This is a genomic window from Tamilnaduibacter salinus, assembly GCF_003096655.1.
GTDB classification, from domain to species: domain Bacteria; phylum Pseudomonadota; class Gammaproteobacteria; order Pseudomonadales; family Oleiphilaceae; genus Tamilnaduibacter; species Tamilnaduibacter salinus.
In genome coordinates this window covers 246,213-267,132 of record NZ_QEKQ01000002.1, presented here as the reverse complement: position 1 = coordinate 267,132, position 20,920 = coordinate 246,213, and the positions used below count along the sequence as shown (strand labels likewise).

23 protein-coding genes are annotated in these 20,920 nt (G+C 59.2%); 13 read left to right on the top strand and 10 right to left on the bottom strand.

The genetic code is table 11. From position 1 onward, the window contains the following. Positions 1 to 38 precede the first annotated feature (38 nt). Together sohB and C8D92_RS03840 are read left to right on the top strand one after the other, a co-directional pair. Complete coding sequence (sohB, locus tag C8D92_RS03845) at positions 39 to 1,103, top strand: protease SohB (protein WP_116918445.1); 1,065 nt, start codon at positions 39 to 41, stop codon at positions 1,101 to 1,103. A gap of 60 nt (positions 1,104 to 1,163) precedes the next feature. Further along, positions 1,164 to 2,156 (top strand): YhdH/YhfP family quinone oxidoreductase, encoded by a 993-nt coding sequence (locus C8D92_RS03840; protein WP_116918444.1) that lies wholly within the window; start codon positions 1,164 to 1,166, stop codon positions 2,154 to 2,156. A 98-nt stretch (positions 2,157 to 2,254) separates the two neighbouring features. Here C8D92_RS03840 and C8D92_RS03835 read toward each other — a convergent pair whose 3' ends face one another. The 4 genes from C8D92_RS03835 to metH all read right to left on the bottom strand — a co-directional run bounded on the left by C8D92_RS03835 (position 2,255) and on the right by metH (position 8,771). After that, positions 2,255 to 2,758, bottom strand: a complete 504-nt coding sequence (locus C8D92_RS03835; RefSeq protein WP_116918443.1) for a DUF934 domain-containing protein — start codon at positions 2,756 to 2,758, stop codon at positions 2,255 to 2,257. Continuing rightward, positions 2,751 to 4,403: a nitrite/sulfite reductase gene (locus C8D92_RS03830; protein ID WP_116918442.1), complete on the bottom strand. Its 1,653-nt coding sequence runs from the start codon at positions 4,401 to 4,403 to the stop codon at positions 2,751 to 2,753. Before C8D92_RS03830 ends, C8D92_RS03835 begins: the two co-directional genes overlap by 8 nt. 425 nt (positions 4,404 to 4,828) lie before the next feature. Further along, entirely contained in the window at positions 4,829 to 5,059 is a 231-nt protein-coding gene (locus C8D92_RS03825) for a DUF2970 domain-containing protein (RefSeq protein WP_095610548.1), read from the bottom strand. 16 nt (positions 5,060 to 5,075) lie between these two features. Beyond that, positions 5,076 to 8,771, bottom strand: a complete 3,696-nt coding sequence (gene metH, locus C8D92_RS03820; RefSeq protein ID WP_116918441.1) for a methionine synthase — start codon at positions 8,769 to 8,771, stop codon at positions 5,076 to 5,078. Between the two features lie 179 nt (positions 8,772 to 8,950). Here metH and nfuA point away from each other — a divergent pair, with 179 nt between their 5' ends. The 3 genes from nfuA (at position 8,951) to C8D92_RS03805 (ending at position 11,252) form a co-directional block, all read left to right on the top strand. Then, a complete protein-coding gene (gene nfuA / locus C8D92_RS03815) occupies positions 8,951 to 9,538 on the top strand; it encodes a Fe-S biogenesis protein NfuA (protein ID WP_095610550.1) in 588 nt (195 codons plus the stop codon). A gap of 153 nt (positions 9,539 to 9,691) precedes the next feature. Then, positions 9,692 to 10,888 carry a DUF445 domain-containing protein gene (locus C8D92_RS03810; RefSeq protein WP_116918440.1) on the top strand — a complete coding sequence of 399 codons (1,197 nt, stop codon included), beginning with the start codon at positions 9,692 to 9,694 and terminating at the stop codon, positions 10,886 to 10,888. Positions 10,889 to 10,916: 28 nt separating this feature from the next. Next, positions 10,917 to 11,252, top strand: coding sequence for a hypothetical protein (locus tag C8D92_RS03805; protein WP_095610552.1), 336 nt, complete (start codon positions 10,917 to 10,919; stop codon positions 11,250 to 11,252). Here the strand turns inward: C8D92_RS03805 and C8D92_RS03800 are convergent. From C8D92_RS03800 to C8D92_RS03775, 6 genes are all read right to left on the bottom strand, one after another. Beyond that, positions 11,232 to 12,284 carry a glycosyl transferase family protein gene (locus C8D92_RS03800; RefSeq protein WP_095610553.1) on the bottom strand — a complete coding sequence of 351 codons (1,053 nt, stop codon included), beginning with the start codon at positions 12,282 to 12,284 and terminating at the stop codon, positions 11,232 to 11,234. The two genes, C8D92_RS03805 and C8D92_RS03800, sit on opposite strands and share 21 nt — an antisense overlap. A 34-nt stretch (positions 12,285 to 12,318) precedes the next feature. Beyond that, positions 12,319 to 12,642, bottom strand: a complete 324-nt coding sequence (locus tag C8D92_RS03795) for a TusE/DsrC/DsvC family sulfur relay protein (protein WP_116918439.1) — start codon at positions 12,640 to 12,642, stop codon at positions 12,319 to 12,321. After that, positions 12,642 to 12,926, bottom strand: a complete 285-nt coding sequence (gene tusB, locus C8D92_RS03790) for a sulfurtransferase complex subunit TusB (RefSeq protein WP_116918438.1) — start codon at positions 12,924 to 12,926, stop codon at positions 12,642 to 12,644. Before tusB ends, C8D92_RS03795 begins: the two co-directional genes overlap by 1 nt. Further along, positions 12,926 to 13,273, bottom strand: a complete 348-nt coding sequence (locus C8D92_RS03785) for a DsrE family protein (protein WP_095610556.1) — start codon at positions 13,271 to 13,273, stop codon at positions 12,926 to 12,928. The genes tusB and C8D92_RS03785 overlap by 1 nt, the downstream gene beginning before the upstream one ends. After that, positions 13,273 to 13,695: a sulfurtransferase complex subunit TusD gene (tusD, locus tag C8D92_RS03780; protein WP_116918437.1), complete on the bottom strand. Its 423-nt coding sequence runs from the start codon at positions 13,693 to 13,695 to the stop codon at positions 13,273 to 13,275. Before tusD ends, C8D92_RS03785 begins: the two co-directional genes overlap by 1 nt. A gap of 79 nt (positions 13,696 to 13,774) precedes the next feature. After that, on the bottom strand, positions 13,775 to 14,500 hold the full coding sequence (locus C8D92_RS03775) for a Bax inhibitor-1/YccA family protein (protein WP_095610558.1): 726 nt from the start codon (positions 14,498 to 14,500) through the stop codon (positions 13,775 to 13,777). A gap of 399 nt (positions 14,501 to 14,899) precedes the next feature. Here C8D92_RS03775 and C8D92_RS03770 point away from each other — a divergent pair, with 399 nt between their 5' ends. The 8 genes from C8D92_RS03770 to C8D92_RS03740 all read left to right on the top strand — a co-directional run bounded on the left by C8D92_RS03770 (position 14,900) and on the right by C8D92_RS03740 (position 20,871). Beyond that, on the top strand, positions 14,900 to 16,198 hold the full coding sequence (locus tag C8D92_RS03770) for a tyrosine-type recombinase/integrase (RefSeq protein WP_116918436.1): 1,299 nt from the start codon (positions 14,900 to 14,902) through the stop codon (positions 16,196 to 16,198). Next, positions 16,195 to 16,824 (top strand): hypothetical protein, encoded by a 630-nt coding sequence (locus C8D92_RS03765; protein ID WP_116918435.1) that lies wholly within the window; start codon positions 16,195 to 16,197, stop codon positions 16,822 to 16,824. Before C8D92_RS03770 ends, C8D92_RS03765 begins: the two co-directional genes overlap by 4 nt. A 121-nt stretch (positions 16,825 to 16,945) precedes the next feature. Then, complete coding sequence (locus tag C8D92_RS03760) at positions 16,946 to 17,140, top strand: helix-turn-helix transcriptional regulator (RefSeq protein ID WP_116918434.1); 195 nt, start codon at positions 16,946 to 16,948, stop codon at positions 17,138 to 17,140. Further along, positions 17,137 to 17,355: a hypothetical protein gene (locus C8D92_RS03755; RefSeq protein ID WP_116918433.1), complete on the top strand. Its 219-nt coding sequence runs from the start codon at positions 17,137 to 17,139 to the stop codon at positions 17,353 to 17,355. The genes C8D92_RS03760 and C8D92_RS03755 overlap by 4 nt, the downstream gene beginning before the upstream one ends. Continuing rightward, the gene (locus tag C8D92_RS03750; protein WP_116918432.1) at positions 17,352 to 17,702 is read left to right on the top strand and encodes a hypothetical protein; all 351 of its coding nucleotides are present in this window, start codon (positions 17,352 to 17,354) and stop codon (positions 17,700 to 17,702) included. Before C8D92_RS03755 ends, C8D92_RS03750 begins: the two co-directional genes overlap by 4 nt. Positions 17,703 to 17,705: 3 nt before the next feature. Continuing rightward, entirely contained in the window at positions 17,706 to 18,107 is a 402-nt protein-coding gene (locus C8D92_RS03745) for a helix-turn-helix domain-containing protein (protein ID WP_095611740.1), read from the top strand. 360 nt (positions 18,108 to 18,467) lie between these two features. Then, complete coding sequence (locus tag C8D92_RS15645) at positions 18,468 to 18,914, top strand: hypothetical protein (protein WP_158222382.1); 447 nt, start codon at positions 18,468 to 18,470, stop codon at positions 18,912 to 18,914. A gap of 85 nt (positions 18,915 to 18,999) precedes the next feature. After that, the gene (locus C8D92_RS03740) at positions 19,000 to 20,871 is read left to right on the top strand and encodes a head maturation protease, ClpP-related (RefSeq protein WP_158222381.1); all 1,872 of its coding nucleotides are present in this window, start codon (positions 19,000 to 19,002) and stop codon (positions 20,869 to 20,871) included. Positions 20,872 to 20,920: the final 49 nt, after the last annotated feature.

Sequence of the window (20,920 nt, the reverse complement as noted above, 5' to 3'; positions counted from 1 at the left end):
ATTCCCAAACCCATTCACCGCATTTCAGGGAGAGCAACTTGGAGTTCCTGACCGATTACGGATTGTTCCTTGCCAAGGCAGTCACACTGGTGGCCGCTGTTCTCGTGATTGTCGCTGGCATTGTGTCCGCTGCACAGAAGACCCGCCACAGCGATCATGAGGATGGCGAACTGCATCTCAAAAAACTGAATGACCAGTACCGCGAGCTGAAGGAGACGCTCCAGAAGCGCATGCTTGATGCGTCCCGGCAGAAATCGTGGCTCAAGGCCCGTAAGAAGGAGGAAAAGGCTGAAAAAAAGGCGAAGAAGTCGAAGTCAGCAAAAGACAGCCATGACGGCGAGGAGCGTGCCCGGGTTTTCGTGCTGGATTTTCATGGCGATATCAAAGCCAGTGACACGGATGCGTTCCGTCGTTCGATTACGGCGGTGTTGAGCGTCGCCGATCCGCAACGGGACGAAGTCGTGGTCCGTCTTGAGAGTGGCGGCGGCCTTGTGCATTCCTATGGGCTGGCAGCCGCCCAGATGGATCGCATCCGGAGCAAAGGGGTCCCGTTGACGGCCTGCGTCGATAAAGTCGCGGCCAGCGGCGGGTACATGATGGCGTGTGTGGCGGACCGAATTATCGCCTCCCCGTTTGCGATTGTCGGGTCCATCGGCGTGGTGGCACAACTGCCCAATTTCCATCGCTTCCTCAAGAAGAACGATGTGGATTTCGAAGTGCTGACAGCGGGTGAGCACAAGCGCACGCTGACAATCTTCGGCGAGAACACGGAGCAGGGGCGGGCCAAGTTCCTGGACGATCTGGAAGACACCCATCAGCTGTTCAAGGATTATGTGGGCGAACGGCGTCCCTCGGTTGATCTGGCAGCCGTTGCGAACGGAGACGTGTGGTTCGGTCGCCGGGCCCTCGACGTTCAGCTCATTGACGAGGTTCGCACATCCGATGAGTATTTGATTGAGGCGTGTGACCGTGCGGATGTGATGGCGGTCAGTTACCGGCGCCGCAAATCCCTGCCGGAGAAACTGGGGCTGGCAGCCAGCGACGCGGCGGAGGCGACAGTATGGCGCTTGCTTGGCTCACTTCGCCATCGCTACTTTCAGTAGTCTGATACCGGCACCACAAGCAGTAGTCTGATACCGGCACCACAAGAGATAGGAGTCTTTATGACGGCATTCCAGGCTTGGCGAGTCCATGAAGTCGCAGACGGGCAGTTTGAGGGCCGGGTGGACACTCAGGATACGTCCGATCTTCCGGCCGGGGAGGTGCTGATCCGGGTGAGCCACTCGTCCCTGAACTATAAGGACGCGCTTTCGGCGAGTGGCAGCAAGGCGGTGACTCGCGAATACCCCCACACGCCGGGTATCGATGCCGCTGGTGAGGTCGTCGAGTCCTCATCGGAGGCGTTTCCGGCTGGTTCGACCGTGATCGTGACCGGGTATGATCTCGGTATGAACACCGCAGGCGGGTTCGGTGAGTATATTCGCGTGCCATCCGACTGGTGCATTGCGATGCCTTCGGCCTGGGATGCGCGTCAGTCCATGATCTACGGCACGGCCGGTCTGACAGCGGGTCTCAGCGTCAACAAGCTGCTCCGAATGGGGCTTGCGCCTGATCAGGGCCCGGTGGCCGTCACCGGCGCGACCGGCGCGGTGGGAACCATCGCCGTGGAAATCCTGGCCGGACTGGGGTTTGATGTGGTGGCGATCAGTGGCAAAACCGATCAGGCCGATCACCTCAAGTCGTTGGGGGCGACCGACGTCGTCGGGCGGGATCGCCTGGAACCGGGCAAGAAGCCGCTGGAAAAGCCGGCATTTGCCGGAGCACTCGACACGGTTGGCGGTGAACCACTTGCCGAATTGCTCAAGCACATCAAGCCGGGTGGCTCTGTTTCCTGTTGCGGCCTGGTGGCCGGTCCGAAAATTCCCGCCACCGTATTTCCGTTTATTCTGCGCGGCGTGAATCTGCTTGGTGTTGATTCGGTCGAGATTCCGCTGTCCGAGAAAGCCTATGTCTGGAGCCGCCTTGCAGGCGACTGGGCCTGCCCGAAAACCGAAGCCAGCGCCCGGGATCTGGGGAAATCAGGGCTCGGCGATGCGCTCGGGCGATTCCTCAAAGGCGACTCCGTCGGCAGCCTCGTGCTCGACCACAGTCTGTAGACGAATCGCGAACAACAAGGGGCGCCCCGGATGGAGCGCCCCTTGTTGGGTCTGTGGGCGGGGTCATAAGGCGACCCTAACACCCGAAAACGCTGTGCTCAGGACGCCCAACGGCGACGGAAGAGCGGAGTGTCGTCATCCACGGCGCCTTGATAGGCGTGGCTGAACACATTCAGGCAGTATTCGGCATCGTCCGGGTTCTTGTCCTCACGTAGGGCGTATGCGTCAAACCCACAGCGCTTCATGTAGAACAGTTGATCCAGCAGCACATCACCAACGGCGCGGAGCTCGTTCCGAAACCCGAACCGCTCGCGCAACAGCCGCGCAATGCTGTAGCCTCGACCGTCGCTGAACTTCGGGAAATTCACGCCGATGACCGGAACCTCGTTCACGTAATCGGCCAGATCTTCCGGCTCCTCGTGGCTGTCGAGCCAGAACCCGATGTCATTGCGACCGGTCAGTTCCTGGCGTTTGTCCTTCCAGATCGCAGCTGGGAGAAGGGCGGGGCCTTCCGGAACCTCAACGGCTTCCCCTTCCGCTGGCGGATGAACGATCGTCCAATTATCTGTATGAATGCCGTCGTGGCGGATGAGATTAGGCATAGACGCGCTCCTTGAAGGGGCTCATACCGATTCGACGATAGGTGTCGAGGAAGGTTTCCTCTTCTGTCCGATGGTCGACGTACACCTGAATAATATCCTTGACCACGGTCGGCATGTCCTCACGGGCAAACGACGGCCCGAGAATCTTGCCGACGGATGCATCCCTTCTGGACGAACCGCCAAGGGAGATCTGGTAGAACTCCTGCCCCTTTTTATCGACGCCCAGAACGCCAATGTTGCCGACGTGATGATGCCCACAGGCATTCATGCAGCCTGAGATGTTCAGGTCGATGTCGCCCAGGTCATAGAGGAAATCCAGGTCATCGAACTCGCGCTGAATGGCTTCGGCGACCGGAATGGACTTGGCGTTGGCCAGGGCGCAGAAGTCGCCGCCCGGGCAGCAGATCATGTCCGTGAGTGTCCCCAGGTTGGCCGTGGCAAAGCCCAGCGGGCGAAGCGCTTCCCAGAGCTCCTGGAGGCGGTCCTGACGGACGTCCGCCAACACCACGTTCTGCTCGTGCGTCACGCGGACCTCGCCGAAGCTGTACTCATCGGCCAGATCGGCAATGGCTTCCAGTTGCCGGTCACTGACGTCACCTGTTGGGACGCCGGTCTGTTTCAGGGTCAGCGTCACGATGGCGTAACCCGGCTTTTTGTGCTCGCTGACATTGCGCGTGTGCCAGTTACTGAACGCTTTGCTGGCTGACAGGGCCTCCGTCAGCGCCGGCGGATTGTCTTCCAGATCCTCATAGTCCGGCTCTGTGAAAAAGCCCTTCATCTGTTCGATGGCTTCCGGCGTCAGGCGCGTCGGTGTGTTGCGGATCTGCTCCCACTCCGCTTCCACCAACTCGGCAAACTTTTCCGGTGTCGTGGCCTTCACGAGGATCTTGATCCGGGCCTTGAACTTGTTGTCCCGACGGCCATAGCGGTTGTAAACGCGCAGAATCGCCTCGAGATAGGTAAGCACATCCCGCTCGGGAATGAACTCCCGGATCACGGGGCCGACCATCGGTGTCCGGCCCAGACCACCGCCAACGTAGACGCGGAAACCGAGTTCGCCGGCGTCATTCCGGTGCAGTTCCAGCCCGATGTCGTGAACCTGAACCGCCGCGCGATCGGTGGACGGAGAGGCGTTCACGGCAATCTTGAACTTCCGCGGCAAAAACGCGAATTCCGGGTGGTAGGTCGACCACTGCCGGATCAGCTCGCAATAGGGGCGTGGGTCGACGATTTCATCCTTCTGCACGCCAGCAAACTGGTCCGTCGTGGTGTTACGGATGCAGTTGCCACTGGTCTGGTTGGCGTGCATTTCCACTTCAGACAACGCCTCAAGCACGTCGGGCACGTCCTCAACGGCCGGCCAGTTCAGTTGCAGGTTCTGACGGGTCGTGAAGTGGGCGTAGCCCTTATCGAAATCCCGTGTTACCTCCGCCAGGCGCCGAAGCTGGCGCGAGCGTAGCATGCCATACGGAATCGCCATGCGAAGCATTGGGGCGAAGCGCTGAACATACAGGCCGTTTTGCAGCCGTAGTGGCAGAAACTCGTGCTCTTCGAGCTCGCCCCGCAACGCGCGCTCGGTCTGGTGCCGGAACTGGACGACGCGCTCTTTCAGGATTTGACGATCGTATTCGTCGTAGACGTACATAGTCCGAAATCTCTGTCTGTCGGAAATCACAGATGGGTGGGAATACCCCTAATTTGAGGGAGATGATACTAGGATCTGCTTATGCACAAAACGATTATTTAACAATATGCTAATAACTGTTTGCTTTCGTTTCAGGCGGCATAAATCGCGATTCAGCCCATGCCAATCGTCGAAAGCCTCGTGCTACACTCAGTTCGGATTTCGGGACAATCCACGTCTCCAGACAAGACTCATAAAAAGGCTGAGGAGTGAGATCCATGAGCAAGAAGTCGACGATGACAGACGGGCAGGTGGATGCGATCGCGGCCATTGTGCTGATTGCCCTGACCGTGTCTTTTGCCGTGTTCTGGGTTGCCGGGCAGTAACGGGCCGGCGTTTCGGGGCGGCGCCGGGTGCCGATCCCGCCGTCCGCTTCCGCGTCGCTGTCAACTCTGCGTGCTGAGGACCCAGCGCACGATCAGGGCGATGGTGATGACGAAGCCGGCGGTAAAAATGACGCCGGCGATGATGTAGGGGAGGGCGTTGCCGCTGCGGAAGTCTTCTTCCCGGCGACGGTTTGATTGCACGCCGAACGCACCGGCCAGAATGCTCTGAATGATCTTCAGGATGCCCGGTCTCCGGCGCTGGGGTTGATTGTCCTGCTGCTGTTCCGTCATAGGTCTCTCTCGCGCATCATTCCGGCTCGTAACCGAGGCTGGGCGATAGCCAGCGCTCCACCTCCGCGACGCTCATGCCGGTTCTTTCTGCGTAATCCACCACTTGATCTCGGCCGATGCGTCCCACCGAGAAGTAACGGGCCTCCGGGTGGGCAAAGTACCAGCCGGAAACCGCCGCAGAGGGCGACATGGCGTAATGCTCGGTCAGCGTCATCCCGGCGTTGTCCGTTGCATCGAGCAACTCGAAGAGCGTGCTCTTCTCGGTGTGATCCGGGCAGGCCGGATAGCCAGGCGCTGGCCGGATGCCCCGGTATTTCTCCTTGATCAGTGCGTCATTGTCGAGCGCTTCGGCAGGCGCATAGCCCCAGAATTCGCGACGCACACGTTCATGCATGTGCTCGGCGAACGCTTCCGCGAGGCGGTCCGCCAGTGCCTGAACCATGATGGCGCTGTAGTCATCATTGACGGCCTTGTATTCCTCCGTCAACTCATCCGCGCCAATCCCGGCTGTGACGGCAAACCCGCCAATGTAGTCACAGCGTTCATCGTCCTCAGGCAGCAGGTAATCGGACAGTGCCAGCATGGGCTTGCCGGGGGACTTTTCATCCTGCTGACGAAGGTGGTGCAGGGTCGTCAGTTCCTCGGAACGGGATTCGTCGGTATAGACGACAATGTCGTCCCCCCGGCGGTTTGCCGGCCAGAACCCGATCACGGCCCGTGCCGTCAGGCGCTTTTCGTCGATGATCCGGCGAAGAATGTGCTGCGCGTCGTCGAATAGCGTCCGCGCCGCTTCACCGCGTTTGGGGTCGTCGAAAATGGCGGGATACTTTCCGGACATGTCCCAGGAGATGAAGAACGGCGACCAGTCGATGTAGTCGACCAGGGTCTCGAGATCGTACGCATCGAAGACCTTCAGCCCTGTAAACGAGGGCCGGACCGGCTCGTAAGAGGCCATGTCGATGCCCGTGTCACGCTGACGGGCCTCGTCCAGTCCAATGAGCTTCATCCGGCTGCCTTTCTTCTTCCGGCGTTCGCGGATGGTGTCATACTCCTCGCGGGTCTGGGCGACGAACGCCTCCTTCGCCTTTTGGCTTAGTAGCTTCGAGGCCACGTTCACGCAACGTGAGGCGTCTGAAACGTAGAGTGCCAGATCGTTGTCGTACTGCGGCTCAATCTTGACCGCCGTGTGGGCTTTGGACGTCGTCGCGCCGCCGATCATCAGCGGCACCTGATAGTCCTGGCGTTGCATCTCTTTTGCTACATGGACCATCTCATCCAGGGATGGCGTGATCAGCCCGCTCAGCCCAATGATGTCGACCTGTTGCTCACGTGCGGTTTCGAGAATCTTCTCGCAGGGAACCATCACGCCCAGATCGATGACCTCGTAGTTGTTGCACTGCAGTACCACGGCCACGATGTTCTTGCCAATGTCGTGAACATCGCCTTTGACAGTGGCCATCAGGATCTTGCCCTTGGCCTGCTGACCGGCGGATTTCTCGGCCTCGATGTAGGGAATCAGGTGGCCGACGGCCTGCTTCATCACACGGGCGCTTTTCACCACCTGGGGCAGGAACATCTTGCCGTCACCGAACAGGTCACCGACGACGTTCATGCCGTCCATCAGCGGGCCTTCGATCACCTCGATCGGATGCTCGGCGCGTTGGCGGCACTCCTCGGTGTCGTCGATGATGTAGCTGGTGATGCCCTTGACGAGCGCATGCTCAAGGCGTTTCTCGACCGGCCACTCCCGCCAGGCCAGGTCTTCGGCCTTCTGCTGGCCCGCCTGCCCCCGGTACTGGTCGGCGGCTTCAAGCAGACGCTCGGTGGCGTCTTCACGGCGGTTGAGCACGACGTCCTCAACCAGTTCTTTCAATGCCGGGTCGATCTCATCGTAAACAACCAGCTGGCCCGGGTTAACGATGCCCATACTGAGACCGGCCTTAATGGCGTGGTACAGGAAGACCGAGTGGATCGCCTCGCGCACGACGTTATTGCCACGGAACGAGAATGACACGTTGCTGACACCGCCTGATACCGACGCGTAAGGCAGGTTCTGGCGGATCCAGCGAACGGTTTCGATGAAGTCCACGGCGTTGTTGTCGTGCTCGGCCATACCGGTGCCGATCACAAGAATATTCGGGTCGAAAATGATGTCCTCGGGCGGGAAGCCGATCCCCATCAGCAGGTCGTATGAGCGTTTGCAGACAGCGGTCATCCGCTCATAGTTGTCGGCCTGGCCGCTTTCGTCGAATGCCATCACCACGACGGTTGCGCCATAGCGACGGCACAATTCGGCTTTGGCGAGGAAGTCCTCTTCGCCTTCTTTCAGACTGATGGAGTTCACAACGCTCTTGCCCTGGACACAGCGCAGCCCGGCTTCGATCACTTCCCACTTTGACGAGTCGATCATGATGGGAACGCGGGAGATGTCGGGTTCAGACGCAATGAGGTTGAGGAACGTCACCATCACGTCCCGGGATTCGAGCATCCCTTCGTCCATGTTGACGTCGATGATCTGGGCGCCGTTCTCAACCTGGTCCAGCGCAACGCTCAGCGCTTCCTCGTACTGTTCCTCGCGAATCAGACGCAGGAACCGTTTGGAACCGGTCACGTTGGTTCGTTCGCCGATATTGATGAACAGCGATGAGCCGTCGGCCGTAAAGGGCTCAAGGCCGGACAGGCGCAGGGCAGGGGGAATCTCTGGCGGTACCCGGCGCGGGTGACGGCTGACCGCTTCGGCAATGGCGCGGATGTGCTCCGGTGTCGAGCCACAGCAACCGCCGATAATGTTCAGGAAACCATCCCGGGCAAAGCCTTCAATGATTTCGGCCATTTCCTCCGGCGTCTGGTCGTACTCGCCCATCTCATTGGGCAGTCCCGCGTTGGGGTGGGCGCTGACGTAACTGGTTGCGCAGTTGGAGAGCTCCTCGACGTGGGGGCGCAGCGCATCGGCGCCGAGGGCGCAGTTCAGACCCACGGTCAGAGGATTGGCATGCCTCACTGAGTTCCAGAACGCTTCGGTCGTCTGCCCCGACAGAGTGCGGCCGGATGCATCAGTGATCGTGCCGGAAATCATAATCGGCAGTGTTTCGCCGCTGTCTTCAAAGTACTGCTGGATTGCGAAGATGGCGGCCTTGGCGTTCAGCGTATCGAAGATGGTCTCGATGAGCAGCAGGTCAACGCCACCCTCAACCAGACCCTGGGTCGCCTCGTAATAGTTCTCGTAGAGGGTCTGGAAATCCACATTTCGATACCCCGGGTTGTTCACATCCGGCGATATGGAGGCTGTGCGGGACGTCGGACCGATGGCGCCTGTGACGAAACGCGGTTTCTCCGGTGTTCTTGCGGTGAACTCATCCACCACCTCCCGGGCAATCCGGGCGCCTTCGACGTTCAGCTCATAGGCCAGCGACTCCATGGCGTAGTCGGACTGGGACAGCCGGGTGCTGTTGAACGTGTTCGTTTCAATAATGTCCGCGCCGGCTTCCAGATAATCCGCGTGGATGGCCTGCATCTTCTCCGGCTGCGTGATGTTCAACAGATCATTGTTGCCCTGGACTTCCTGGTCACAGTCCCTGAACCGCTCGCCGCGGAACGCGTCCTCACTCAGCTGGAGGTTCTGGATCATGGTGCCCATGCCGCCATCCAGAATGACAATGCGCTCACGCAGGGCTTTATGGAGTTGTTCGATCCGCTGTTGCCGGTTCGTCATAAGATGTCCGGGTTGGTTGTGCTGGTATCAGGGCGCGGAATGATAGCAAAATTGGACCATTCCGTCGTTGCTATCCTTGGCCCTGACCATGGCCCTGATAAATCCGAGTAAAACACTGGGTCTTTTATGCGCCGAGCGGAAGCCTTAAACTAGGGGAAACTTCGAAACAGGGTGAATTGATGGCAAACGTGACCGTAACGGATTCCGCCCGGGATTATCTGGCTCAATTGATCGGCAAGCAGGATGTCGAGGGCATGGGAGTCCGTATATTCGTAACGCAGCCCGGGACCAAGCACGCGGAAACCTGTCTGGCCTATTGCCCGCCCAATGAAGTCGTGCCGACAGACGAACAGATTGATCTGGGGAAATTCACGCTGTTCCTCGATCACAGTTCCGTGCCGTTCCTGGAGGAGGCCTACGTTGATTTTTCCGAAGACCGGATGGGCGGGCAGCTGACGATCAAGGCGCCGAACGCCAAGGTTCCCAATATTGATGACGACGCACCGCTGCCTGATCGGATCAACTATATCCTGGCCTCGGAGATCAATCCGAGCCTGGCCTCCCATGGCGGCGAAGTGTCTCTTGTGGACGTTGTTGACGAATCCGTCGCCGTCCTTCGCTTCGGCGGGGGGTGTCAGGGCTGCAGTGCGGTCAGCCTGACGCTGAAGCAGGGGGTCGAGAGCACCCTGACGGACCGGATTCCGGAGCTGACCAGCGTTCAGGACGTCACCGACCACAGTTACCGGGAAAACGCCTACTACAAATAATGGCGGGCAACGAACTGGTGTGTCCGTAACTTCCCGGCGGGAGGGCCAATGTCCCGCCCATGACAGTCCGTCATGATACTGTAGTATGAATCATCAGCCGCTACCGGCCATGTTCGGGTAGCGGTTTTTTATGGGCTTTTCTACCGGGGTTCTATGTTTAACGACGCTGCCCTCTGGTCATTACCGGCAGTCGCCGCATTCGTGGGTTGGTTTACAAACTGGCTGGCGATCAAGATGTCTTTTTACCCGGTCCGGTATTTCGGGATTGCACCGGGGCTGGGCTGGCAGGGCGTGATTCCCCGCAAAGCCGAGAAAATGGCGCACATTTGTATTGATCGAACCCTTCAGCAGTTCGGCGACCTGGCGGTGGTGTATAACAAACTGGAACCCCAACGGATCGTGCAGCATGTGCTCAACCAGGTGACTCCTCGCATCGATGAGTACGTGGACGAGATCATGTATGAGGTTCAGCCCGTCCTCTGGGACAACCTGCCACTGTTCGTGCGTCAGCGTATCTACCGTTGGGCAGCGGACCAGCTCCCTGACCGGGTTGAGGCGCTTGTTGAGGACTTTGGTGATGATCTGAGCGACCTGGTGGACCTGAAGGCGCTACTCAGCCGGGAGCTCAAGCACCACCCGGATCTGATGAATCGCATTTTCCAGCAGGCTGGCCAGGTTGAGCTCAAGTCGGTGATCAACAAAGGGGCCATCATCGGGGGGCTGCTGGGTGCTGCAATGGTTCCGGCCTGGAGCGAATGGCCGGTCCTCTGGGCGCTGCCGATCGGTGGCTTTTTTGTTGGATTTATTACCAACTGGCTGGCCATCAACCTGATATTTCGCCCCTTGAACCCGAAACGGATTTTTTTCTGGCGCCTTCAGGGGCTGTTTCTGAGACGCCAGGAGGAGATCAGTGAGGTGTGGAGCCGATTGGTGGCGGAAGAGCTTTTAACGGTCGAAAAAGTCGCCGATGCCATGGTGAATGGCTCAGAGGGCGCCCGGACCCGCGCCATTATCCAGAAGCACCTGCGCCCGCTGCTGGATCATTCCATGGTCATGAAGCTGAGTACCCAGGTGGCCGTTGGCATGACGGGCTACACCGATATCAAGAAAGCCATCAATCAGAAGGCGGCGTCCGCCACGAACGAGGTATTTCACGATCCCACATTCAATCGGGAGCGGGCTCCCGTTGTGGCTTCGGTTCTGTCTGCGCAGATGAAGCGTCTGGCGCCGGCGGAGTTTCAGGACATTCTTCGTCCCGCGTTTCGTGAGGAAGAGCTGTCTCTCATGTTGGTCGGCGGCCTCTTTGGCGCGTTGGCCGGAGCTGGTCAGATGGCCTTTATGCTGGTCTGATGGCCATTCGTCAGGAAAGGAGGGCGCCATGGCGTTCTGGCAGGAACTGTTGATCACGATCATCGCCGTTGGCGGCACCACGGCGGCGGTGCTCTTTGGGTTTTTCCGGTGGGTGCTGAGACCCTATCTGAACCAGAAAGTTCGCGAATTGCAGGAAGCGGCCGATGCCATGCCGGATCGTGTGTCGGGGGGCGTTCGCGAAGGGTTCCGCCAGTCCCTGCAGGACCTCCCAGAGAATACCGTTCGCGAATCAACCCGGAACCTGATGCGTTTTGGCTCTGGCCTGATGGAGAACGGGTTAAGCGCGTTCCTTGGCGAGGTGGAGACCAGTGCGCGAGACGGGTCAGGCCGCGACAGGCGCTGAGTCAAACCGGGCCCGGTCACGTCCGGCCCACAGAGCGCTTGCCAGCTCCAGGGCCTCGGACTGCGAGTCACATCGCCCTGCTTCGTAGAGGGCGAGAGCAGTGGTCGAGACCAGCGCCGCTTCGCCATACTCGTCAGACGCGTCCCCCCGCCAGACAGCCAGCATTTCCTCGGTTCGAATCGCTTCCGGAACGGGTTGACGTCGTTCGAAAAAGGGCGGCCAGCGCTCTTCGTCGGCTCCCGAATCGCTGCCGTTCGACCAGGCACGGTACACTCGGAGCGGCTTGTCAGGCGCCCGCTCAATCTCTCCGCCTTCACCACGAATCACCGCCACCCGGGGGTATCGCAGATTCTCACCAGCGGCCTGGTGCAGACCGGAATAGGGCCGGTGGAAGATTCCCTGCATCACCAGAGGTGCGTCCAACGGGTTAATCAGTCGGGACAGGGAATGCACCGGTGAACGCAGCCCCAGAATGGGCCTCAGTTCGATCAGCTCCGCCAGGCGTTTAGCAAAGCGTGACAGAGGTAGGTAGCTGAACCCCTGCTCGTCGAGCTCCCTGGAGACGGATGACCAGTTTTCGGCGGTGTCAAAGCCAAAATCCGCCATAACGCCGGTCAGGTAGGTCCGAGACGGAGTATGGCCCTCGGCACCGTGAATGAATACTCGGAATCCGGCCTCGGCGAGAAGCAGTACGGAGAAGAAGAACCACGGCGCATGGCGTCGCTTTCCCGCATAGGAAGACCAGTCGATATCGACAGACAGCCCCTCTGGCGGCTCGGCCTGCTCACGGACGGCCTCAATAAACCCAGTCAGCTCGTCCGGGGACTCTTCCTTGACGCGCATCAGCATCAGGAATGCACCAAGCTGAACCGGATCCACCTCATCGCGCAAAATCATCCCCATCGCGTGGCGTGCTTCGGCACGGGAGAGCGAGCGGGAGCCGTGACGTCCACGCCCGAGGATGCGGACGTACGGAGCAAACGGATGTTCGCCGGCAAAAGGTTGGGGCAGTTCGTCGTGTTCAGTGGCCATAGTGGTTCTCTCGTTTCAGGCGATCGCCCGGCGTCTACAGGCAGTTCGCCGGGCGGGGCAGTCCGGCAATGCGGCTCGCAACCTTCAGGGCACTGCTTCCCGGGAACAGCTGCATCAGGTAGATGCTGTTACCCTTGTCGGCGCCGAGAGATTGCTTGACGGCTTTCACGAAGAAGCGTGGGGCCGGTGGTGCCATCTCATGCTCAGTGTAAAAATCACGAAGCAAGTAGATGATCTCCCAGTGATTTTCCGTCAGGTCGATCCCGGCTTCCGCAGCAATTTCCTCGGCAACGTCGGGGCGCCACTCGTGGGGATTTTCCAGGAACCCTTCGTTGTTTCGTTGAGGCTGTGTCGTCATTACCAGCAAATCACCTTGTTGGACTCAAGTGTCAGGGTAACAAATTCCCCATAGCTGACCGGCGTGGCGTCGACAGACAAGCGCCCCGGGTCAAGGCCGCGTGCGGCCAGGTCTGGGCTGAGAGCTCGCAGCGTGATCCCGGCAGGCCAGTCGATGCGCTGATCCGCCAGTGCCATCACCGCGTCCTCGGTCAGGAGCAGCGTATCGCCGTGACGAAGGTATCCCAGGCATTCCGACAGACGCGGATGGTCCGGGGAGACGTTGATGACATGCAGTGAAGCCATTACAGACGAATGATCCGGGTTTCGTTGGATTCCAGGGCGGTCAGGTCAGTGACCACGGACACGGGCAGCGTTATGGATGCCTCGTCCAGGCCAAAGCGATCGAGACTGTCCTGATCGGCGAACAGCCCTTCCAGGCCAAACAGTTCGGCGGCGCCAAGGTGTCGTGCCACCGACTTCTGATCGATCACGGACGGTGCCTGGTCGTCCCGCAGCCAGTTGACGCCATCCCGTGTGAAATAGAGTCCCACACTCTGATCGAAGGCGGCGGCCGAGAACGCCATGTCCAGAAGCTCCCGGTCTTTCCAGCTCCCGTACGGCGCCCGATCAAAGACAAACAGATACTGCATCAGCCGCCTCCATCCTTGAAATAGAGCGTCCGGTCTGCGGCCTGCTCTGCCTCAAGCCAGTCGCCCAGTCCTGCCACGGTGTAGCACGAGCGGACATTGACCCCCGGTCGCTGGTAACGCCTGGCCTCAGTGTGATCCAGCAGGCCGCGCCGAAGCGCTGAGGCGACGCAGCAGGTGGCGGCAATACGGTGCTGTTGCAGAAATTCCGCCCACATCTCAGGCCAGTCCGGCTCGTCGCTCGGCGGCGCGGCATAGGAAGATGCGAGGTGGACACCGTCTCCGTACAGAAACACCCGTTCAATGGCGTGCCCGGCAGAGAGGACCGCTTCGGCAAAACGCAGGGCGGATTGCGGTGCCTGGCTGGTGTAGGGCGCACCGGAGATCACGAGTGTAAAGCGGGCGGTGGCAGGCTGTGCCGTCATGGGGTTCCAGCGGTTTGTGGGACATCAGAAAAAACCCCGGCGAGGCCGGGGTTTCTTACCGTCATGCGTTGACAGTCGCTCAGTCGTCGCCGGCGAATGCACCGAGAATGTGCAGCAGGCTGACGAACAGGTTGTAGATGCTCAGGTACAGGCCCGTGGTGGCCATGATGTAGTTGGTTTCACCGCCATTGATGATCCGACTGGTGTCGAACAGGATGAAGCCGGACATCAGCAGGACGATCGCCCCGCTGAGCGCCAGGCTGAAAGCACTGACGTCCACGCCGAACAGGCTTGCGACAAACATGCCCAGCATCCCGACAATCACAACGACCATGCCGGCCATCAGCATGCCACCCAGGAAGCTGAAATCCTTCTTGGTGGTCAGTACGTAGCCGGACAGGGCGAAAAACACCACGGCGGTTCCGCCAAGGGCCTGCATGACGATGCTGCCGCCATTTGCCATGGACAGATAGTAGTTCAGGATGGGCCCAAGCCCGAAGCCGAGAAGCCCGGTGAAGGCGAACACCACAGCGATGCCGGCTGAGCTGTTGGCTGTCCGGGGCAGTACCAGCCAGATGAGGCCGAGAGCGCCCAGACTGCACATGAGGCTGATGCCGTGACCAACGCCCATGGCCATGGAAACCCCCGCCATGGCAGCACTGAACAGCAGTGTCATCGCCAAAAGGGAATACGTGTTGCGCAACACCTTCATGGCATTGGCGTCGATGCCCGTACCCGTCTGGCGTCCTGCCTGCACAGCGGCCTGATTATGGCCCTGCTGGATGTCAAACCGTCTGTCTACCATCGTTGTCTCCAATACTGGTGTCAGTCTTTCAGGAAATCCCGGAAATCAATTGGGGAAGCCGCTTTCAGCGATTCCCTGATACTCTCAATCATAATGTCGTTTCGACAGGAATCAATGGGATTGCGTTCCCGACGGAATAAAAAATAAGGCTCTTTATCATCAGAGGGTGAACACCTGAAGCGCTCAGCCGTTCAAGAGGCAGGGGCGAAAAGAGGACGATATAAAGAAATGGCGGTGGGCCAGTCCGTCAAAAAGCACCATAACCACCTGATTTTCCAACCTTCGTGCCAGCGTTATCCATCCAAAAACAGGAACATACCTGAAACGCTTGTAACCTACGATAGCACCTTGTAGCATCGAATAACAACATTTTATGTGTGCCAGGATGTGGGCCAAAGGATGCCGAGAGTTGCCAAAGAGCTTTCCGCGATTGAGGTGAAACGCCTCACCTGTCGGGTTAATCCTGAAACGGGGGAGCCTATGGAGTCCCGCCACCCCGTGGGCGGAGTCTCTGGCCTGCTGCTGAAGGTGACGCCCAGCGGCGCGAGGCAATGGATTCTCCGGACCAAGGTCGGCAAGCGGCGGCCCGATATTGGCCTGGGTCCTTTCCCCGAAGTGTCTTTGGCTCAGGCGAGAGATAAAGCGAGGGAGTTGAAAGAGCAGATTCGGGCGGGTGCGGATCCAGTAGAAGAGAAGCGGGCCGCCAAGCGTGCTCTTGTCGCCGCTCAGCTCAGCACCATGAGCTTTGAACAGGCCATGGAGCAGTACATCGACATGAAGGCGAAGGAGTTCCGAAATCCCCGCCAGGCCCAACAGTGGCGGAACAGCCTGAAGACCTACGCGGTCCCGCGCATCGGTGCGACTCCGGTCAGAGAAATCGAGCTGGCCCACATCAAGGCGGTTCTTGATCCGATATGGGAAAGCAAGACCGAAACGGCCAACCGAGTCCGGGCCCGGCTCGAGAACATCCTGGGCTGGTGCGCAATCCACGGATACCGCTCCAATGACAATCCCGCCCGTTGGCAAGGCTACCTCGATGAGGTTTACCCATCCCCGGAGAAGATCAAGAAGAAGGGGCATCACAAGGCAATGCCTCTCAGTCAGTTGTCAGAGTTCATGCAGCAACTTTCCGCACGGAAGGGGACGGCAGCGAAGGCCCTGGAGTTTCTGATTCTGACCGCTGCAAGGACGAACGAAGTCATCGGTGACAAGCGAATTGGTAAGCGGGGGATCGTATGGGGAGACGTGGACCTGGTTGCCCGAATCTGGACCATACCGGCCGAGCTGATGAAGTCAGAGAAGGTCCATCGTGTTCCCCTGTGCAGTCGGGCGGTTGAGATTCTCGAAGCCATCGGGCCAGGGGAGGGCACCGAGCCGGTGTTCCCGGGCCCGAAAGGCCAGATTCCATCGAACAACTTCCTGTCAGCCGTGATGAAGCGCATGGACGCCCCATATACAGTCCACGGTTTCCGGTCCACCTTCAAGGACTGGGCACGGGAGAACACAGCCTATGCAGACGAGGTTTCCGAACTGGCCCTGGCCCACGTCAACGACGACGCGACACGGGCCGCCTACGCTCGCTCAGAGCTGATTGAGAAGCGCCGCCTGATGATGGGGGATTGGGAGCGGTTTTGCTACGAAAGGCAGCCGCTGGCGGACACTGATAAAATCGTGCCAATTGGTGGGGGCAGCCCATGAGTGGCAAACCATACGGCTACTTGCAAGAGGCTATGGAAAGCCTAGAAAGCTGGTCGCTGGAAGAAGCAATCGAAATAGGTGAGGAATGTGTTCGCTCAGGGGTCTGCGATGACTCGCCAGCCCATCAATGGTCAGTGTGGAAAAACTGGCTGCCTCCGCTTGAGAAGCGCTGGCAGGAAGGTGATTCAAAGGCTCTGTTTGAAGCGCTCTCTATGTGCGGTGAACAGGGTTTGCCTATGCCTCCCTGGTGTGTCGATGCCGTGCAAGATGCATCTAGCAAGATTAAGTCGTTCGAGGTGCGAAACTGGAACGAAATATTCGCTGCCCCGCACAAAGGACGCCGAATTCATGACTTGAAGCGAGAAGCCAACATCAAGCCGCCGGCAATCCGACAAGTCTTGAGTCTGAGGGAAAGAGAGAACCCTGTGCCGGTTATGGAAGCACTGAGTCACGTCGCAGGTGAGTACGCGGTTTCGATGGAAAAGCTCCGAGAATGGTACTACGAATACTTAAAAACCTTTCCTATCACTACCTTAATAACCGATGCTGGCCGGATTCAGATTAAAACGGGTTCGCGCTTGCCTGACTGCGGCGATATTCACGGCACATTACGGCATTCCGAGTAAGCGCCCCTGCATCTTCTTGAAAAAACGGTTTCTTTGCCGTTTCAGCATCTTCTAAGAAAGCATTCCCTAACCCTCCTGAATAACGTGGCTCGTGACACAGCAAAACACGCGAGGCCACACCATGACTCAACTATCAGACGAGAAGTATCTTTCCGACAAGAATCTTGCCGCTCGATACGGCGTCTCAAGAATCACGCCGTGGCGCTGGGTTCGAGAAGGGAAGTACCCCGCCCCAATCAAGCTTGGAGATAACTGCACCCGCTGGAAACTCTCGGACATCATTGCCTGGGAGAACCGAAACGGGGGTGCTGCATGAAAGCCCAGCGCCCGGTCAGACCTGGCTGGTTCTTCCGGAACCGACGCCAGTACCTCGCCCTCAGCGAGGTTCCCAGAACGCTCAACATCCCATCTCAAGAAGTCCAGGACGCCGTGACTCTCGGGGAATTGCAGATTGAACGGATCTCCGGGTGTAAGGCCGTCGCTGTGAACGAGCTGTTCCACTACATCGACATGCGGGGAGGGAAGCGATGATAGATCAAGAGAAAGCCCCCGAAGGCGCCAACCAAACAGGGGCTCAAACCAGCACTACCGCCAAGAAGAATACCCCTCAGATCCGACCGCTGGCAAGCCGTCACGCCCGGATATTGAAGGCCCTGCTGAACGGTCCGCAGACCCGCGAGCAAATCGACAGGGCCGGCCCGGTCAGCAACGGGCCCGCCTACATCGCGGACCTCCGCCAGCGCGGCCTCAACATCTTGTGTTGCCGGCGTCGCTTTACCAACGCGGACGGCCAGGTGTGCCGCCCGGGCATCTACTTCATCGATGAGAGTTCACGGCCGCTGGCGCTATCGCTGCTCCGGGCATCGCTGGCGGGGTGATCCATGGCAAAGGATCGGAGAGCCCGGCAGAAGGGACGCCGGAGCAAACGGCCGTTTCTCGGGCTCCCCAAGGACGTTCTGGGGAGTCCGGCCTATCGCTCGCTCGGAGGCTGGGAAGTGAAGCTTCTGGTGGATATAGGCGGGCAATTCAACGGCAAGAACAACGGCGATCTTTGCGCGGCCTGGTCAGTGATGAAGGAACGCGGCTGGAAATCCCCCGGCACGCTCAGCAAGGCCCTGAAGGGCCTTCTGGAAGTGGGCCTGATTCAGGAGACCCGCGAAGGCGGTCGGCACCGATGCACGCTCTACGCGCTGACCTGGGAAGCAATCGACGAGTGCCGGGGGAAGCTCGATGTGGGCCCAACCAATACCCCGAGCAACCGATTCAAAGATTACGAGGGCTGATGTCATGAGCACTGGTAACGGTATCTGTAACGGTTGTAACGGTGACTTCACCGTGAAACCTCAACGCCAGCGCCTACCCGCCAAAAACAAAAACGGTAGTCGCTATGTGTATCAATGTAGTCATATATCGACTACCAAACGGGCTGAAAGGGTTGGCGGCCCCCCTAATGTAGTCACTATGTGTATCTGTCAGGCCATTTTGAGGCCTTTCAGTAGTCACTATGTGTACACCTTTATAATTTACCAAGGGCCACCGGCCCGTTCTTCCATACGGAATATCAGGGCGCACACCCAACGCGGGTCTGACTGCAAAAACTTTGTGGTGCCTTTCATGGCTACCCGGGTTTTGGGGAATGCGCTATGAACATCACACCACCAGACGCATTCCTCCAGCTCATCGACCACCTGGAACGAGACGAAGAACCGCCCGCGCCTCTGAAGTCCTGGTACCTGTCGGGACTGAAGGCCTATCGATCCGGCACGGCCCGGACGCTCGACGAGGCTCTGGGGCTTGCCGTTGGCCCCGGTCAGGCCCGGGAGAAGCCCTGCTATGTGTGGCGGACCCGCCAGCGGGATCAGCTCATCAAAGAGGCAGCCGGCCACCTGCTGAAGCACGTCGGCAAGACCAAAGCCGCCGGCATTATTGCCGACTCGATGGCCGATGCCGTGCCGAACGTCAAAGACCACCAGGCCACCATTGCGCTCATCAAATTGCGGAACGTCTGCATCGACGGCGGGGGTGATCCGGCGCTGGCGATTGGGTGGCGTCGTGCCCTGGAAATCATCAACGGCGACGGCTTCAGGTGACCCAGCATTGCGACGAAATGCCGGGTATTTCAGACCCCGGAAGGGCTCACTAACCTCACAGAAAGTCCCGAAAGGAGAACCAGCCATGGCTCGAAATATCAAAGCCATTCTCGACAAGAACGAGATCTATATCTATGGCGAGATCGGTGAACTGGACGTATCCGCAAAACGCTTCATCGACACGCTGAAAACGCTCGACCTCAGTCAGACCGTGCACGTCCGGATCAACTCCCCGGGTGGTGACGTGGCCCACGCCCTGGGCATGTTCAACGCGCTCCAGGAGCTGGACGACGTGGTGTCCCACATCGACGGCCTTGCCGCCAGCGCCGCGTCGGTCGTGGCCATGGCCGGCAAAACGGTGATGGCTGACAACGCGATCCTGATGATTCACCGCCCCTGGAGCATGGCGGCCGGTAATGCCGATGACATGCGCAAGGCCGGTGACGTGCTCGACAAGTTCCAGCCGCAGCTGACGAAGGCGTACACGCAGAAGACCGGCCTCCCTGACGACGAAGTGAACGCAATGCTGGCGGAGGAAACCTGGTTCACCGCTGAGGAAGCGCTGGCAAAGGGGTTCATTGACGAGGTGTCCGAATCCCTGGAAATCGCGGCCTCGGTAGACCTGTCGGTTTTCAACAGCGTCCCGGAACACATCAGCACGACCACCCAGAAGAACGCGGCCAACCGTCAGGAAATCGAGAACATGCTGGCGCTATTCAAAGACCATGAGAGTCTCAAAGGCGTCACAGCAAACAGCCTCATTCAGGCCGGCATGACGACGCCCGAAGCCGCTCGTCAGCACCTGCTGGCGGAAATCGGAAAAAACCACTCTCCCATCTGGTCTGGAGCAATCCCAATGGACGAAAACACCCAGCTGAAAAACTTCATGAACGAGGCGGCAGACGCCATTCTGATGCGCCACAACGTACCGGTGAAAGCGCCCACCAACGGCGCCCGGGAACTGGCAGGGCTCCCGCTGGCGGGCTTGGCTGAGAAACACCTCAACCTACATGGCATTTCCACCAACATGATGAGCAAGCGCCAGGTGTTTGACCGGGCCTTTGGTCTTGGAATGCAGTCCACCAGCGACTTTGCCTCCTTGCTCGGGAACGCGGCCGGCAAATCGCTCCGCCAGGCGTATGAAGAAGAGTACGGCTCCCATGAGGTTTGGACCGGTGATGTTGAGGTACCTGACTTCAAAGACCAGAGCCTGGTCCAGCTGAGCGAGGCCCCAGACCTCGACCCCATCAAGGAGGGTGCGGAGTACAAACACGGCTACTTCTCCGACGACGGCATGACCTTCCGAATCGAGAAGTTCGGCAAGCTCTTCTCCCTGACCTACGAGGCCATGATTAACGACGACCTCAACGCCTTCACCCGACTCCCGCAGGCGTTCGGCAAGTCGGCGAAGCGTAAAGAGGCGGATCTGGTTTACCAGGTGCTGACCGGCAACCCGAAACTGAACGACAACAAAGCGCTGTTTCACGCGGACCACGGCAACATCTCTTCAGGGGGATGGTCGGGGCTGACCGTTGCGCCCCTGGCTGACGCCCGGACCCTGATGCGCAAACAGAAAGGGGTGAACAGCAAGGCTCCCATCAATGTCGTCCCTCGGTTCCTCATTGTGCCCGCCTCCCGGGAGACCGAAGCAGAACAGCTGCTGGCTTCGACCGTGGACCCGTCGAAGTCGAACGATACGGTGAACCCGAATTTCGTTCGCAGCCTTCATCTGGTTGTTGATAGTCGGCTGGACGAAGTGTCCGAGTCAGTCTGCTATCTGGCAGCCAGCCCCACTCAGGTGGACACCATTACCCGGGCCTACCTGGCGGACACGCCCCGTCCCTACTACGAGCAGCGCGAGGGCTGGGAAGTGGATGGCATGCACGTGAAGGCCCGGCTGGAGTTCGCCGCGGTTCCCATCGACTACCGGGGACTTGTCCGGATCGACTTCGCGTAAACGCGGCACAGAGTTCTTAACCTCTCCAGTGGAGGGGTTAAGCCACTCA